Raw genomic sequence first — 16,286 nt, forward strand, 5'->3', positions numbered from 1 at the left:
CTTGTGTCGCGATCGGGCCGCGAAGCGGCCCCGGCGATACTGGTGGCGACGCTGAGATGGTGGGGCCGCGTTGCGGCCCGATCGCGACACAAGGCCGCTCCTACAGGGGGCGCGCAAGCTTTTAGACGGCGATGCCCTGCTCGCCCAGGAAGGCGATGAAGGCATCTTCATCGAGCACCTTCACTCCCAGCTCGCTGGCCTTGGCCAACTTCGACCCCGCCCCCGGCCCGGCCACTACGCAGTGGGTCTTGCCAGAAACCGAACCGGCCACCTTGGCCCCCAGGCTTTCCAGCTTGTCCTTGGCAATGTCGCGGCTCATGCGTTCCAGGGTACCGGTCAGCACCCAGGTCTGGCCGGCCAGCGGCAAGCCTTCGGCCACCTTCTTCTCACTGCTCCAGTGCATGCCAAACGCCAGCAATTGCGCTTCGATGTCTCGCGCCAGCTTCTGGTTGGCTTCATCCTTGAAAAACTCACGCACCGCGTCGGCCTGCTTGGCGGCCAGCGCCTGGCGAAGGTCGATGCCGTCGGCGGCGATAATTTTCTCCAGGCTGTCGAGCTTGGCCACCAGCTTCTCGGCGCCGGTAGGGCCGACCGAGGCGATGTCGAGCTTGGCGATCATGCCGGCCAGGGTGGTGCTGGCGGCGAATTCGGCAGCCAGCTCGCCTTCGTCCTGCAGTTGCATGCCGCAATCGAGCAGCTGCTGGATCACCTTCTGGTTGTGCTCGTCCTCAAAGAAGTTGTGGATCTCGTAGGCGACTTCCAGGCCGATGTCCGGCAGGTAGGTCAGCACCTGCGGCAGCGCCTGCTGCACGCGCGCCAGGCTGCCCAGCGAACGGGCCAGCACCTTGGCGGTCTCCTCGCCTACGTCCGGGATGCCCAGGGCGTAGATGAAGCGCGCCAGGCTCGGGCGCTTGCTGGCCTCGATGGCATCCAGCAGCTTCTGGGTAGACACTTCGGCGAAACCTTCCAGGCCGACGATCTGCTCGAACTCCAGCTTGTACAGGTCGGCCGGCGAGCCGATCAGGCCTTCGTCCACCAGTTGCTCGACGCTCTTTTCACCCAGGCCATCGATGTCCATGGCGCGGCGCGACACGTAGTGAATGATCGCCTGCTTGAGCTGTGCGCCACAGGCCAGGCGGCCAACGCAGCGGTACACCGCGCCTTCGCTGGTGGTTTCCTTGCCTTTGCTGCGCTTGACCAGCTGGGTCCGCTCGACCTGCGAGCCACACACCGGGCACTCGCTGGGCACTGCTACCGGGCGGGCATCTTCCGGGCGACGCTCAAGCACCACCTGCATCACCTGCGGGATCACATCACCGGCGCGGCGGATGATCACCGTGTCGCCAATGCGCAGGCCCAGGCGGGCGATTTCGTCCATGTTGTGCAAGGTGGCGTTGGACACGGTCACGCCAGCCACCTTGACCGGCTTAAGGCGCGCCACCGGGGTTACCGCGCCGGTGCGGCCAACCTGGAACTCGACGTCCAGCACCTCGGTCAGCTCTTCCATGGCCGGGAACTTGTGAGCAATCGCCCAGCGCGGCTCACGGGCGCGGAAGCCCAGTTCACGTTGAGCAGCCAGGCTGTTGACCTTGAACACCACACCGTCGATTTCATACGGCAGGCTGTTGCGCCGCTCGCCGATGTCGCGGTAGTAAGCCAGGCACTCTTCGATGCCTGCCGCATGCTTGAGCTCGCGACTGATCGGCATGCCCCAGGCCTTGAGCTGCTCAAGGATGCCGATGTGGCTGTCGCCGATGCTCTCGGACAGCTGGCCGACGCCATAGCAGCAGAACTCCAGCGGGCGGCTGGCAGTGATTTTCGAATCCAGCTGGCGCAGGCTGCCGGCGGCGGCGTTGCGCGGGTTGGCGAAGGTCTTGCCGCCGGCTTCGGCCTGGGCGGCATTGAGCCGGTCGAAACCCGCCTTGCTCATGTACACCTCGCCGCGCACCTCCAGCACCGCAGGCCAGCCCTCGCCTTGCAGCTTGAGCGGGATATTGCGCACGGTGCGCACGTTGGCGCTGATGTCCTCGCCGGTGGTGCCATCGCCACGGGTGGCGCCCTGCACCAGTTGCCCGTCGCGGTACAGCAGGCTCACGGCCAGGCCGTCGAGCTTGGGTTCGCAGCTGTAGTCGACCGCGCCGGGCTGGTCGAGGCCGTCGACCACGCGACGGCCGAACTCACGCAGGTCGGCTTCTTCGAAGGCGTTGCCCAGGCTGAGCATGGGCACTTCGTGGCGCACTTGGCTGAACGCGGCCAGGGCCGCGCCGCCGACGCGCTGGGTGGGCGAGTCGGGGGTTACCAGGTGCGGGTGTTCGGCTTCAAGCGCCTTGAGCTCGTTGAACAGGCGGTCGTACTCGGCATCGGGCACGCTGGGCTCGTCGAGCACGTAGTAGCGGTAGTTGTGCTGGTCGAGCTCGGCACGCAGTTCGTGGATACGGGTTTCGGCGGTCATGGGTTTTGTCTTCTCTTGCAAAGCAAAAGAGCAGCCTGGGGTGGTGCATGGGGTTCAAGGTATTTGCAGCCTGTGCCGGCCTCTTCGCGGGTGAACCCGCTCCTACAAGGGGCATCACAAACCCCAAGGGCGGCGATGTACCTGTGTAGGAGCGGGTTTACCCGCGAAGAGGCCAGTACAGGCAACAACAACACCCGAACCGACCAGCACGCCCTCAGGCTGCTCTTTCGTCTGGATCTGTCAGCGCTTCTGGGTCAGCGCGCGGCGCTCGAACTCGACGATGCGCTGGCGGTAGTGCTCGATGGTCTGGGCGGTCAGCACGCTGCGCTGGTCGTCCTTGAGCTCACCGTTCAGTTCGTGGGCCAGCTTGCGCGCCGCAGCCACCATCACGTCGAAGGCCTGCTTCGGATGACGCGGGCCTGGCAGGCCGAGGAAGAAGCTCACCGCACGGGTGCTGAAGTGGTCGATATCGTCCAGGTCGAACACGCCAGGCTTGACCGCGTTGGCCATGGAGAACAGCACTTCGCCGTGGCCGGCCATGCTCTCATGACGGTGGAAGATGTCCATTTCGCCGAAGCGCAAGCCGCTTTCCAGAATGTTCTGCAGCAATGCCGGGCCCTTGAAGCCGCCCTCGTCACGGGAGATGACGCTGATGACCAGCACTTCTTCGGCCGGCGGCAACTCCTTGACGCTGCTGCTGGCAGGCGCCGCACCGCTGTTGCGGGTATTGTCGGCGGCAAAGTCGTCGTCGCTGTCGGCGAACAGGTCGGGCTCGCGCGGCTCGGCGCTCAGGTTCAGGTCGCCCTGGGCTTGTGCAGCAGCGGCGCGCTTGCCGCGTTTGCTGGCTTTGGCTGGTTCGCGTTCGCGCTCGCGATCACGCGCAGAAGCGCTGAGCGACGGCAAGTCGCTTTCGTCAAGCTCAGGCTCCTTGTGAGCATCCAGCACCCGGGACGGGCCGAGCACTTCGGCACTGCCGCCCTCTTCGTCCGGCAGGCTGGAATAACTGCGATCCAGGCGGAATTTCAACCTGCCTTTTCCACCGCGCATGCGGCGCCAGCCGTCGAAAAGAATACCGGCGATGACAATGATGCCGATGAGGATCAGCCACTCGCGCAGACCGATTTCCATGTAATCCCGTGCCTCTATAAAAATATGCTTGAAAACAAAGGGTTCAAAGCCCTTTAACACGTGGCGCCAACTCTATGTTCTGACAGGCGTTTTACCCACGCAAAAAACGAGTGACATTAAGCTAGCACGACCAAAGACAACTTTACACCGTCTGTCGCACATGGCGGGGGCATTTCGCTACAGAATGTGCCTCTATCGTCGCGCATCACGCGTCGACCATGGCCATGGCCGCCTCCACATCAACTGCAACAAGACGTGAACAACCTGGTTCATGCATGGTCACCCCCATCAATTGATCCGCCATCTCCATGGCAATCTTGTTATGGGTGATGTAGATGAACTGCACGCTTTCACTCATTTCCTTGACCAGACGGGCGTAGCGCCCGACGTTGGCATCGTCCAGCGGCGCGTCGACTTCGTCGAGCATGCAGAACGGTGCGGGGTTCAACTTGAAGATGGCAAACACCAGCGCCAAAGCGGTCAGTGCTTTCTCGCCACCGGACAGCAGATGGATGGTGCTGTTCTTCTTGCCCGGTGGTCGCGCCATGATCGTCACCCCTGTATCGAGTAGATCTTCGCCCGTCAGTTCCAGATAAGCGCTGCCGCCACCGAAAACTTTTGGGAAAAGTGCCTGTAATCCGGCATTTATCTGATCAAAGGTATCCTTGAAGCGGTTGCGGGTTTCCTTGTCGATCTTGCGGATGACGTTTTCCAGGGTCTCCAATGCTTCGACCAGGTCGGCGTCCTGCGCGTCCAGGTAGCGCTTGCGCTCGGACTGCTGCTCGTACTCTTCGATAGCCGCCAGGTTGATCGCGCCCAGACGCTGGATGCGTGCTTCAAGCTGCTCCAGCTCCTGTTCGGTACCCTGCTCGCTCGCCTCGGCCTCCAGCGTGGCGAGCACGCCTTGCAGGTCGTAGCCGTCGGCCAGCAATTGCTCCTGCAGGGTCTTGCGCCGCACATCCAGGCCCTGGCACTCCAGGCGCAACTGCTCCAGCTGGCCGCGCAGCAGCAGGGCTTGCTGCTCGGCCTGGGTGCGGCGCTTTTCAGCGGCGCGCAGTTCGCGGTCGGCTTCGTCCATGTGCAGGCGGGCCTTGCGCATTTCCTCGTCGACGCTCATGCGCAGCTCCAGCAGCGCTTCCAGCTTCAGGCGCAGCTCTTCCTGCGGGGCCTCGCCCTCCTCCAGGTTCAGGCTCAGTTGCTCCTGGCGCTCGGTCAGGCGCGCGGCCTGCTGCTCCAGGCGCTCCAGGGCCTGACGGGTGGAGTCGTGCTGGGCCCGCAGCGAACCCAGGCGCACGGCCAGCTGGTGGGCGTGGTCCTTGTGTTGGCGGGCTTCCTGGCGCACCCGGTCGAGGCTTTCGCGCAGGGTGTCGCGGCGGGCCATCAACTGCTCGCGCTGCTCGGTGTCCTGGGCCATCAGCTCCAGGGCTTCCTGCAGCAGCAGGCGTGCTTCGCCCAGCTGCTCGTGCTCCAGGGCGCGCTGCTCTTCCAGTTCTGCCAGTTCTTCCAGCAGGCGACGACGCCGCAGTTCGACCTGCTCGGCGCGGGCACGGCTGGCCGACAGGCTAGCCTTGAGCTCGCCGTGCAGGCGGTTTTCTTCCTGGGTGCGGCGGCGCAGCTGTTCACGCTGCTCTTCCTGGTCCAGTTGCTGATCGCGCAGGGCCTGAAGTTGCTGCTCCAGTTGCTCCAGCGCCGCTTCCTGCGCCAGTTGTTCCAGGCCCAGGCGTTCGATTTCCTGGCCGCGTGCCAGCACGCCGCCTTCAGCTTCACCGCCACGGCGCACCCGCAGGAAGTGCCGGCCAACCCAGTAGCCATCGCGACTGACCAGGCTCTGCCCTTCACCCAGCGAGGCGCGCTGTTGCAGCGCCTGGGCCAGGTCTTCCACGGGCTTGACCTGGCCTAGCCAGGGCGCCAGGTCGATACGGCCTTCAACCTTTTCCAGCAGGCTGCCGGGCAACATGGCGCCGGCGCCACTGGCCAGCAGCAAGCGCAACTCGCCTTGCTCCAGGCCGGCAAAATCAAGACTGCTGAAGTCGTCCACCAGCACGGCTTGCAGATCGGCGCCAAGCACCGTCTCCACCGCCAGCTCCCAGCCCGGCTCCACGCGTAGCCCTTCAGCCAGGCGCGGCTGCTGCTCCAGGCCTTGGCCATGCAACCAGTCCGCAGCACCTGCGCCCGGTTCCAGGGCGGCTTGCTGCAAGGCTTCAAGCGATGCCAGGCGACCGCCCAGGCGCTGCAAGTCACCCTGTGCCTGCTGCTGGGCCTGGGTTGCTTGTTGCAGCTGCTCGCGCACGCCTTCCAGGCGCTCGACCACTTGCTCTTCCGACAATTGCAGCTCTTCCAGCAGCATTTCGCTGCTGGCCAGCTGCTCGGCCAGTTCGAGCATGGCAGCATCCTGCGGGTCGCTACCCAGTTGCTCACGCTCCTCCCCCAGCTTGCGCTGGCGCTCGGCCTGGCGCTCCAGGCTGGCTTCCAGCTGCTGCAAGCGTGCCTGCTGCACTTCGGCCTGGCGCCGCGGTTCGGCGGAGCGGCTGTTGAAACTGTCCCACTGCTCCTGCCAGCCATGCATGCCCAGCTCGGATTCCTCAAGGGCAGCGGCAGCTTCTTCAGCGGCAGCCAAGGTCATTTCCTGCTCGGGCTCAAGCATGGCCAGCTCTTCGCCCAGGGTGGCCAGCAAGGTGCGGTCGTGGCCCAGGTGCGCTTCGGTTTCCAGGCGCGTGCGCTCGGCTTCCTTGAAGTCGTCCTGCAACTGGCGCAGGCGCTGCTGGCCGTGCTGGATGCTCTGTTCGACCCGGGCGATGTCACCGGCCACCGAGTAGAAGCGGCCCTGCACCTGGTTGAAGCGCTCGGACAATTCATGGTGGCCGTCGCGCAACCGCTCGATGCTGGCATCGGCATTGCGCTGTTCGGCCACCAGCGCTTCATGTGACACGTCCTGGTCGCCGATCACCGCCTCACGCTGGCGTACCCGCTCGTCGAGGTCGCGCCAGCGCAAGGCCGACAGCCGCGCCTTCATCTGGCGTTCCTGGGCCTTGTATTCACGGTACTTTTCGGCCGCCTGGGCCTGACGGTGCAAGCGTTCCAGCTGGCGTTCCAGCTCTTCACGCAAGTCGGTCAGGCGCGCCAGGTTTTCCTGGGTGCGGCGGATGCGGTTCTCGGTTTCGCGGCGGCGCTCCTTGTACTTGGAGATACCGGCGGCTTCCTCGATGAAGTTGCGCAGCTCTTCGGGCTTGGCCTCGATCAGCTTGGAGATCATGCCCTGCTCGATGATCGAGTAACTGCGCGGCCCCAGGCCGGTGCCCAGGAAAATGTCGGTGATGTCACGTCGACGGCACTTGGCGCCGTTGAGGTAATAGCTGTTCTGCCCGTCGCGCGTGACCTTGCGGCGGATCGAAATTTCGGCGTAGGCGGCGTATTCGCCGACCAGGGTGGTTTCGCTGTTGTCGAACACCAGCTCGATGCTGGCCTGGCTGACCGGCTTGCGGCCACTGGAGCCGTTGAAGATGACGTCGGTCATCGACTCGCCGCGCAGGTTCTTTGCCGAACTCTCGCCCATCACCCAGCGCACCGCGTCGATGATGTTGGACTTGCCGCAGCCGTTGGGGCCGACCACCGCCGCCATGTTGCTTGGGAAATTGACCGTGGTCGGGTCAACGAACGACTTGAACCCGGCCAGGCGAATGCACTTCAAGCGCATCGGTCAGCCTCGGGCCAGCGCCGCCAGCACCAGTTCGCAACTGCGCTGGCCATAGGCGGTGAGCACCTCGCGAATGCGCGGCAGGTCACGGGCGACCACGGCTTCGAGCAGGCGGGCAAACAGGTCGAGGTAGTCGATCATGTTGGCCTGGCGCTGGTCCAGCGACAGGTAGTAAGCACGGCTCATGGCCGGCTGCAGGTTATCCACGGTTTCCTGCAGGAACGGGTTGTCGGCGAATGGATAGGCTGCACGCATGACCGCGAAGCTGTCGGCGACGAAGGCCTTGATATCCATCTGGTCGTGAGCCCGCTGCAAGCGCTGCTGGATCTCCAGGAACGGGCGCAGGTCGGCTTCGGTGCGCCATTTTTGCGCAACCGCGTTACCCAGCAGGATGTAGAACTCGCCCATCAGCTCGCACAGGCTGCGTACGCTGCGCTCGTCCAGCTCGGTTACGTGGGCACCCCGGCGCGGCAAGATCGCCACCAGGTGGCGGCGTTCGAGAATCAGCAGCGCTTCGCGCACCGAGCCACGGCTGACGTTGAGTGCCTGGGTGACTTTCTGCTCCTGGATACGCTCGCCAGGTGCCAACTCGCCGCGGATGATGCGTTCGGCCAGGTAATCGGCAATCTGCTCGGAGAGGCTGTCCGGGGCCTTGAACGTCATGGTTTTCCTTCAAAATCATTGAACTGGGCACAAGGGGCCGATTGTAGCGTACTTGGCCGGTAATCGCGCAGAGGGGCCACGCGGTTTATTTGACCCGCTGGGCAGCCTCCCGCCCGGCGCGAACTATGCTTGTGATAGGGCCAATGTGTGCGGCTGGGTGTGGATATGAGCAATTTCCTGACCTTTGAGTCAGAAAAATATTGACCTGCTGGACAGCTCTTGCTTAGAGTCCGCCCAACAACAATAAAACCATTGCGAGGCCATCCCCGTGATCCAGTTTCTCGTCAACCAGGAGCTGCATAGTGAGCACGCCCTGGACCCGAACATGACGGTGCTGCAATACCTGCGCGAGCACCTGGGCAAACCCGGCACCAAGGAGGGCTGCGCCAGCGGTGACTGCGGCGCCTGCACCGTGGTGGTCGGCGAACTGACCCAGGACGACCAGGGCAACGACAGCCTGCGTTACCGCAGCCTGAACTCGTGCCTGACCTTCGTTTCGTCGCTGCACGGCAAGCAACTGATCAGCGTTGAGGGCCTCAAGCACCAGGGCCAATTGCACAGCGTGCAACAGGCCATGGCCGATTGCCATGGCTCGCAATGCGGCTTCTGCACCCCCGGCTTCGTCATGTCACTGTTTGCCCTGCAAAAGAACAGCAGCGGCCCCGACCTGCACCAGGCTCAGGAAGCCCTGGCCGGCAACCTGTGCCGCTGTACCGGCTACCGGCCGATTCTCGACGCCGCCGAGCAGAGCTGCCGCCAGCCTTGCCGCGACCAGTTCGACGCCCAACAGGCGCAAACCATCAGCCGCCTCAAAGCCATTGCGCCAACCCAGACCGGCGAGCTGAACAGCGGCGACAAGCGCTGCCTGGTGCCGCTGACCGTGGCCGACCTTGCCGACCTGTACAGCTCGCACCCCGAAGCGCGGCTGCTGGCCGGCGGTACCGACCTGGCACTGGAAGTCACCCAGTTTCACAAGACCTTGCCGGTGATGATCTATGTCGGCCACGTGGCCGAACTCAAGCGCATCGAAAAAACCGCCAGCCACCTGGAAATCGGCGCTGCCACCCCGCTCACCGACTGCTACGGCGCGCTCAACGAGGAATACCCCGACTTCGGCGCCCTGCTGCACCGCTTCGCCTCGCTGCAGATCCGCAACCAGGGCACCCTCGGCGGCAACATCGGCAACGCTTCGCCGATTGGCGACTCGCCACCCCTGCTGATTGCCCTGGATGCGCAGGTCGTGCTGCGCCAGGGCGAGCGCCAGCGGGTGATGCCACTGGAAGACTACTTCATCGACTACCGCATCACTGCCCGCCAGGACAGCGAGTTCATCGAGAAGATCATCGTGCCGCGCGCCACCCACGACTGGGCGTTCCGCGCCTATAAAGTGTCCAAGCGCCTGGACGATGACATCTCCGCCGTGTGCGCTGCCTTCAACCTGAGCATCGAAGATGGCGTGGTAAGCGGCGTGCGCATCGCCTTTGGCGGCATGGCGGCGATCCCCAAACGCGCCCGTGCCTGCGAGGCCGCATTGCGCGGCAAGCCGTGGAACCAGGCCGCCATTGAGCGCGCCAGCCAGGCCCTGGCCGAGGACTTCACCCCGCTCAGCGACTTCCGCGCCAGCAAGGAATACCGTCTGCTGACCGCGCAGAACCTGCTGCGCAAGTACTTCATCGAACAGCAAACGCCGTACATCGAAACCCGGGTGACCGCTTATGTCTAACCATCACGTAGCCAAGAGCCAGGCCGAGATGGCCGAACTGTTCAGCCAGGACCTGGCCACCGGGGTCGGCCGCAGCGTCAAGCACGACAGCGCCGACAAGCATGTGTCCGGCGAGGCGCTTTACATCGACGACCGCCTGGAATTCCCCAACCAGCTGCACGTCTATGCGCGCACCGCCGACCGTGCCCATGCGCGCATCCTGCGCATCGACACCACGCCGTGCTATGCCTTCGAGGGGGTGCGCATCGCCATTACCCACGAAGACATCCCCGGCCTGAAAGACATCGGCCCGGTGGTGGCCGGCGACCCGCTGCTGGCCATCGACAAGGTCGAGTTCTTCGGCCAGCCGGTACTCGCCGTCGCCGCCCGTGACCTGGAAACCGCACGCCGCGCCGCCATGGCCGCCATCGTCGAATACGAAGACCTGGAGCCGGTGCTGGACGTGGTCGAGGCGCTGCGCAAAAAGCATTTCGTGCTCGACAGCCACACCCACCAGCGCGGCGATTCCGCTGCCGCCCTGGCCAGTGCCCCGCACCGCATTCAGGGCACCCTGCACATCGGCGGCCAGGAGCACTTCTACCTGGAAACGCAGATTTCCTCGGTGATGCCGACCGAAGACGGCGGCATGATTGTCTACTGCTCTACGCAAAACCCCACCGAAGTGCAGAAGCTGGTCGCCGAAGTGCTCGACGTGCCGATGAACAAGGTGGTGCTGGACATGCGCCGCATGGGTGGCGGTTTTGGCGGCAAGGAAACCCAGGCCGCCAGCCCGGCCTGCCTGTGTGCGGTGGTGGCGCGCCTGACCGGCCAGCCGACCAAGATGCGCCTGCCACGGGTCGAGGACATGACCATGACCGGCAAGCGCCACCCGTTCTACGTCGAATACGACGTGGGCTTCGACGACAACGGCCGCCTGCACGGCATCAACTTCGACCTGGCCGGTAACTGCGGCTACTCGCCTGACCTGTCCGGCTCGATCGTCGACCGCGCCATGTTCCACTCCGACAACGCCTATTACCTGGGCGATGCCACCGTGCACGGCCACCGCTGCAAGACCAACACCGCGTCCAACACCGCCTACCGCGGCTTTGGGGGCCCGCAAGGCATGGTCGCAATCGAGCAGGTGATGGACCATATCGCCCGCCACCTGGGCCGCGACCCGCTGGCGGTGCGCAAGGCCAACTATTATGGCAAGACCGAGCGCAACGTCACCCACTACTACCAGACCGTCGAGCACAACATGCTCGACGAGATGACCGCCGAACTGGAAGCCAGCAGCGACTATGCCGAGCGCCGCGAGTCGATCCGCCGCTTCAACGCCAACAGCCCGGTGCTGAAGAAAGGCCTGGCGCTGACCCCGGTCAAGTTCGGCATCTCGTTCACTGCCACCTTCCTCAACCAGGCCGGTGCGCTGATCCACATCTACACCGACGGCAGCATCCACCTGAACCACGGCGGCACCGAGATGGGCCAGGGCCTGAACACCAAGGTGGCACAGGTGGTGGCGCAGATCTTCCAGGTTGATTTCAGCCGCATCCAGATTACCGCCACCAACACCGACAAGGTGCCCAACACCTCGCCTACTGCCGCCTCCAGCGGTGCCGACCTGAACGGCAAAGCGGCACAGAACGCCGCCGAAATCCTCAAGCGGCGCTTGACCGAGTTCGCCGCGCGGCATTACCAGGTCACCGAGGAAGACGTCGAGTTCCGCAACGGCCATGTGCGCGTGCGCGACCAGATCGTCAGCTTCGAGCAACTGGTGCAGCAGGCCTACTTTGCCCAGGTGTCGCTGTCCAGCACCGGTTTCTACCGCACACCGAAGATCTTCTATGACCGCAGCCAGGCGCGTGGTCGGCCGTTCTACTACTACGCCTTCGGCGCTGCCTGCGTGGAAGTGATCGTCGACACCCTGACCGGTGAGTACAAGATGCTGCGTGCCGACATCCTGCACGACGTGGGCGATTCGCTGAACCCGGCGATCGACATCGGCCAGGTGGAAGGTGGCTTCATCCAGGGCATGGGCTGGCTGACCACCGAAGAACTGGTGTGGAACGCCAAGGGCAAGCTGATGACCAACGGCCCGGCCAGCTACAAGATCCCGGCGGTGGCCGACATGCCGCTGGATTTGCGGGTGAAACTGGTGGAAAACCGCAAGAACCCGGAAGACACCGTGTTCCACTCCAAGGCCGTGGGCGAGCCGCCGTTCATGCTCGGTATTGCTGCCTGGTGCGCGATCAAGGACGCCGTGGCCAGCCTCGCCGACTACCGCGTGCAGCCGCAGGTGGATGCGCCGGCAACGCCGGAGCGGGTGTTGTGGGGGTGTGAGCAGATGCGCAAGGCGGTGGCTGCCGCGCAACCTGCCGAACCGGAACTGGAAACCGTCACCCACTGACAGCGCATGGCCTTGTAGGAGCGGGTTCACCCGCGAATGCGATAGCGGCTTCACCACCGCATTCGCGGGTAAACCCGCTCCTACAAGGTCAGCAGCATGGCTTAGAGAGGTTGCATCATGCACCAATGGATCAACGCCCTCGCCGACCACCAGTCCCGTGGCGAAGCCTGCGTACTGGTGACCATCATCGAGGAGCGCGGCTCGACCCCGCGCAACGCCGGCTCGAAGATGGTGGTCAGCGCCAGCGGCCTGTTCGACACCATCGGCGGTGGCCACCTGGAATACAAGGCCCTGCACATCGCCCGGCAAATGCTCGAAGAGCAGCGCACCACGCCGCACCTGGAGCGCTTCAGCCTCGGCGCCAGCCTGGGCCAGTGCTGTGGCGGTGTGACCGTGCTGCTGTTCGAACCCATGGCCGCCGTGCAGGCCCAGATCGCCGTGTTTGGCGCGGGCCATGTCGGCCGGGCTCTGGTACCCTTGCTCGCCGCGCTGCCCTGCCGGGTGCGCTGGATCGACTCGCGTGAACAGGAATTCCCCGAACTCATCCCCAACGGGGTGACCAAGGTCGTCAGTGAGGAACCGGTCGACGAAGTCGCAGACCTGCCGCCAGGCTGCTACTGCATCGTCATGACCCACAACCACCAGCTCGACCTGGAGCTGACCGCCGCCATTCTCAAGCGCAATGACTTCACCTGGTTCGGCTTGATTGGCTCGAAGACCAAACGGGTCAAGTTCGAGCACCGCCTGCGCGAGCGCGGCTACGACGAGCCCGTGATGGCGCGCATGCGCTGCCCGATGGGCCTGGCCGAGGTCAAGGGCAAGCTGCCCATCGAGATCGCCGTGTCCATCGCCGGCGAAATCATCGCCACCTACAACGCCTGCTTCGGCCAGCACGACGCTGCCGCCAATGCCGGCCCCATTGCCCAGTTGCTGCCGCCTTCCCGGCGCAGCCAAGCCATTTGACGAGTGTGTTATGACCGTTACCCGCAAAGCCTACCGTGCCGCCATCCTGCACAGCATCGCCGACCCGGCCGAGGTTGGCCTGGAGGCTTCCCATGAGTACTTCGAGGACGGCCTGCTGGTGGTCGACGATGGCCACATCAGCGCCGTTGGCCACGCGAGCGAACTGCTGCCGACGCTGGATGCCGGCATCCCGGTCGAGCATTACCAGGACGCGCTGATTACCCCAGGCTTCATCGACACCCACATCCACTTCCCGCAAACCGGCATGATCGGTTCCTACGGCGAGCAGCTGCTGGATTGGCTGAATACCTACACCTTCCCTTGCGAAAAACAGTTCGCCGACAAAGACCACGCAGACCAGGTGGCGAAGATCTTCCTCAAGGAGCTGCTGCGCAACGGCACCACCACCGCGCTGGTGTTCGGCAGCGTGCACCCGGAATCGGTCAATGCCCTGTTCGAAGAAGCCGAGCGCCTGGACCTGCGCCTGATCGCCGGCAAGGTGATGATGGACCGCAACGCCCCGGACTACCTGACCGACACCGCCGAGTCGGGCTATGCCGAAAGCAAGGCGCTGATCCAGCGCTGGCACGGCAAAGGCCGCCTGCACTATGCCGTCACTCCACGCTTCGCCCCGACCAGCACCCCTGAACAGCTGACCCTGGCCGGTCAGTTGCTCAAGGAACACCCCGGCGTGTACATGCACACGCACCTGTCGGAAAACCTCAAGGAAATCGACTGGGTCAAGTCGCTGTTCCCCGAGCAGAAGGGTTACCTGGACGTCTACGACCACTTCGAGCTGCTGGGTGAGCGCTCGGTATTCGCCCACGGCGTGCACCTGTGCGACGACGAGTGCCAGCGCTTGGCCGAAACCGGCTCGGCCGTGGCTTTCTGCCCCACCTCCAACCTGTTCCTTGGCAGCGGCCTGTTCAACCTGCCGCAGGCCGAGCGCTTCAAGGTCAATGTGGGCTTGGGCACAGACGTTGGCGCCGGCACCAGCTTCTCGCTGCTCAACACCCTGAACGAAGCGTACAAGGTGATGCAGCTGCAAGGCGCACGCTTGCACCCGTACAAGTCACTGTACCTGGCCACCCTCGGCGGCGCCCGCGCGCTGCGCCTGGATGACCGTATCGGCAGCCTGCGCCCAGGCAACGATGCCGACTTCGTGGTGCTGGACTACAAGGCCACGCCACTGCTGGACTACCGCATTCAGCAGTCCAACAGCATCGAGGAAACCCTGTTCGTGCTCACCACCCTGGGCGACGACCGCACTGTGCGCGAAACCTACGCTGCAGGGCGTTGCGTGCACCAGCGCTAGGGCTCTTTCGCCAGGCCCCGGTAAAGCGCGCCGCCGATTGCAGCACCGATCAGCGGCGCCACCCAGAACAGCCACAGCTGTTGCAGGGCCCAGCCGCCAACGAACAAGGCCGGCCCCGTGCTACGCGCGGGGTTGACCGAGGTATTGGTGATAGGGATCGAGATCAGGTGGATCAGGGTCAGCGCCAGGCCGATGGCGATCGGCGCGAAGCCGGCCGGCGCACGGGAGTCGGTCGCGCCCATGATCACCACCAGGAACATGGCAGTCATCACCACTTCACTGATGAAGCCGGCACCCAGCGTATACCCGCCGGGCGAGTGGTCGGCATAGCCGTTTGAAGCCAGCCCGGAAGACAACTCGAAGCCCGCCTTGCCGCTGGCGATCAGATAGATGACACCCGCCGCCAGAATCGCGCCGATGACTTGGGCGATTACATAGGGCAATAGCTCTTTGGCCGGGAAACGCCCGCCCACCACCAGCCCGAACGATACGGCGGGGTTGAGGTGGCAGCCGGAGATATGGCCGATGGCAAAGGCCATGGTCAGCACTGTAAGGCCGAAAGCGAAAGCAACACCGAGAACGCCGATACCGACAGGGGAGCTGGCTGCGAGTACCGCACTGCCACAGCCGCCAAGCACTAACCAGAAGGTGCCGATCAGCTCGGCCCCCATTCGTTTACCGAGGGACATGCTCATGAATCCATTCCTCAAGAAGTTGAACGCAACGAATGCGCAAGCCCAACTGCTTGATGAAGGTTTGCTCACAAGAATTTAGCAGACGTTTGGCTGATGGCCAGTTATGGCTGGGGGCCGCTTCGCGCCCCATTCGCAGCACAAGGCTGCTCCTACAGGGGTTACGCGCTACCTGTAGGAGCAGCCTTGTGCTGCGAATGGGCTGCAAGGTAGCCCCCTTCAATCACCCAGGCAAACGATCAACCCTTGGCCGATACCTTGGGCTTTTTCAGCAAATGCGAGAACACCGCATGCAGGTCGTCCGAGGCGCTTTCCTCGTCCAGGTTCAGCTTGCTGTCGATGTGGTCCATGTGGTGCATCATCAGGCTCACGGCCTGCTCGGCATCACGCGCCTCGATGGCGTCGATCAGCTGCATGTGCTCGTCGTACGAGCAGTGCGAGCGGGTGCCGGTTTCGTACTGGGCAATGATCAGCGAGGTCTGGGATACCAGGCTGCGCTGGAAGCTTACCAGCGGTGCATTGCCCGCCGCCTCGGCCAGCTTGAGGTGGAACTCGCCAGACAGGCGAATACCCGCACCGCGATCACCGCGCGAGAAGCTGTCGCGCTCTTCACGCACCATTTGCCGCAGCTCGTTGAGCTGGTCCAAGGTGGCGTGCTGCACGGCCAGCTCGGTAATGGCACGTTCGACCATGCGCCGCGAGAAGAACACCTGACGCGCCTCTTCCACCGTCGGGCTGGCCACCACCGCGCCGCGATTCGGCCGCAGCAACACCACGCTTTCGTGGGCCAGGCGCGACAAGGCGCGGCGGATGATGGTGCGGCTGACGCCGAAGATTTCGCCCAGCGCTTCCTCGCTCAACTTGGTGCCCGGGGCCAGACGCTGCTCGAGGATCGCCTCGAAAATATGCGCGTAGACGATGTCGTCCTGGGTACCACTGCGGCCAGCCTTGCCAGCACGCGCAGGTTTTTTCAGAGGTTGCAGCTGTTCGTTCATGGGCTCTCGAGGCACGAAGAGAAAGTATGGCGCCATTGTACACAGGCTGAGGCGATTCCGCAGGGGGCGTTTTACCTATATAGCCGTTGTACGACGCATTGCGCACACAAAACATAAAACATTATTTGCATTCTTTGTACACAAAAGCATAATCCACCGAGCAACTTCTTGACCTGCGAGTCAACAAAACGGTCAGACGTCTGCCTTCCCTCGTGGGGCCACCAAGTGCATTGCTCAGGAACTGGCCCCGACAACAACAAGAAAGACTT

General features: G+C 63.9%; 10 protein-coding genes. 4 read left to right on the forward strand and 6 right to left on the reverse strand.

The features are described 5' to 3' along the window. Positions 1–121 precede the first annotated feature (121 nt). From ligA to ACIP1G_RS25375, 4 genes are all read right to left on the reverse strand, one after another. Positions 122–2,452 carry an NAD-dependent DNA ligase LigA gene (gene ligA / locus ACIP1G_RS25360; protein WP_400741886.1) on the reverse strand — a complete coding sequence of 777 codons (2,331 nt, stop codon included), beginning with the start codon at positions 2,450–2,452 and terminating at the stop codon, positions 122–124. A gap of 240 nt (positions 2,453–2,692) precedes the next feature. Next, entirely contained in the window at positions 2,693–3,580 is an 888-nt protein-coding gene (gene zipA, locus ACIP1G_RS25365; RefSeq protein WP_400741887.1) for a cell division protein ZipA, read from the reverse strand. Between the two features lie 205 nt (positions 3,581–3,785). Continuing rightward, positions 3,786–7,274: a chromosome segregation protein SMC gene (smc, locus tag ACIP1G_RS25370; RefSeq protein WP_400741889.1), complete on the reverse strand. Its 3,489-nt coding sequence runs from the start codon at positions 7,272–7,274 to the stop codon at positions 3,786–3,788. Between the two features lie 3 nt (positions 7,275–7,277). Continuing rightward, positions 7,278–7,937 (reverse strand): GntR family transcriptional regulator, encoded by a 660-nt coding sequence (locus ACIP1G_RS25375; RefSeq protein WP_400741892.1) that lies wholly within the window; start codon positions 7,935–7,937, stop codon positions 7,278–7,280. A gap of 268 nt (positions 7,938–8,205) precedes the next feature. On the opposite strand from ACIP1G_RS25375, the gene xdhA reads away from it, so the two are divergent. The 4 genes from xdhA to guaD all read left to right on the forward strand — a co-directional run bounded on the left by xdhA (position 8,206) and on the right by guaD (position 14,330). Beyond that, positions 8,206–9,660: a xanthine dehydrogenase small subunit gene (gene xdhA / locus ACIP1G_RS25380; protein ID WP_400741894.1), complete on the forward strand. Its 1,455-nt coding sequence runs from the start codon at positions 8,206–8,208 to the stop codon at positions 9,658–9,660. Further along, positions 9,653–12,052, forward strand: a complete 2,400-nt coding sequence (gene xdhB, locus ACIP1G_RS25385; protein ID WP_400741897.1) for a xanthine dehydrogenase molybdopterin binding subunit — start codon at positions 9,653–9,655, stop codon at positions 12,050–12,052. Before xdhA ends, xdhB begins: the two co-directional genes overlap by 8 nt. Positions 12,053–12,169: 117 nt before the next feature. Further along, a complete protein-coding gene (gene xdhC / locus ACIP1G_RS25390; RefSeq protein WP_400741900.1) occupies positions 12,170–13,015 on the forward strand; it encodes a xanthine dehydrogenase accessory protein XdhC in 846 nt (281 codons plus the stop codon). Between the two features lie 10 nt (positions 13,016–13,025). After that, complete coding sequence (gene guaD / locus ACIP1G_RS25395; protein ID WP_400741902.1) at positions 13,026–14,330, forward strand: guanine deaminase; 1,305 nt, start codon at positions 13,026–13,028, stop codon at positions 14,328–14,330. Here guaD and aqpZ read toward each other — a convergent pair. Together aqpZ and ACIP1G_RS25405 are read right to left on the reverse strand one after the other, a co-directional pair. Next, a complete protein-coding gene (gene aqpZ / locus ACIP1G_RS25400) occupies positions 14,327–15,025 on the reverse strand; it encodes an aquaporin Z (RefSeq protein ID WP_400741905.1) in 699 nt (232 codons plus the stop codon). The genes guaD and aqpZ overlap by 4 nt on opposite strands. A 236-nt stretch (positions 15,026–15,261) precedes the next feature. Next, the gene (locus ACIP1G_RS25405) at positions 15,262–16,017 is read right to left on the reverse strand and encodes a GntR family transcriptional regulator (RefSeq protein ID WP_400741908.1); all 756 of its coding nucleotides are present in this window, start codon (positions 16,015–16,017) and stop codon (positions 15,262–15,264) included. Between the last annotated feature and the right edge of the window lie 269 nt (positions 16,018–16,286).

Origin of the sequence: Pseudomonas sp. NPDC089392, from assembly GCF_044749595.1 — a bacterium.
Taxonomy (GTDB): Bacteria; Pseudomonadota; Gammaproteobacteria; order Pseudomonadales; family Pseudomonadaceae; genus Aquipseudomonas.

Coding starts and splice junctions, on each gene's coding strand:
- ACIP1G_RS25375 (WP_400741892.1), bottom strand. CDS start 7,937: ATGACGTTCAAGGCCCCGGACAGCCTCTCCGAGCAGATTGCCGATTAC.
- zipA (WP_400741887.1), bottom strand. CDS start 3,580: ATGGAAATCGGTCTGCGCGAGTGGCTGATCCTCATCGGCATCATTGTC.
- ACIP1G_RS25405 (WP_400741908.1), bottom strand. CDS start 16,017: ATGAACGAACAGCTGCAACCTCTGAAAAAACCTGCGCGTGCTGGCAAG.
- guaD (WP_400741902.1), top strand. CDS start 13,026: ATGACCGTTACCCGCAAAGCCTACCGTGCCGCCATCCTGCACAGCATC.
- xdhC (WP_400741900.1), top strand. CDS start 12,170: ATGCACCAATGGATCAACGCCCTCGCCGACCACCAGTCCCGTGGCGAA.
- aqpZ (WP_400741905.1), bottom strand. CDS start 15,025: ATGAGCATGTCCCTCGGTAAACGAATGGGGGCCGAGCTGATCGGCACC.
- ligA (WP_400741886.1), bottom strand. CDS start 2,452: ATGACCGCCGAAACCCGTATCCACGAACTGCGTGCCGAGCTCGACCAG.
- xdhB (WP_400741897.1), top strand. CDS start 9,653: ATGTCTAACCATCACGTAGCCAAGAGCCAGGCCGAGATGGCCGAACTG.
- smc (WP_400741889.1), bottom strand. CDS start 7,274: ATGCGCTTGAAGTGCATTCGCCTGGCCGGGTTCAAGTCGTTCGTTGAC.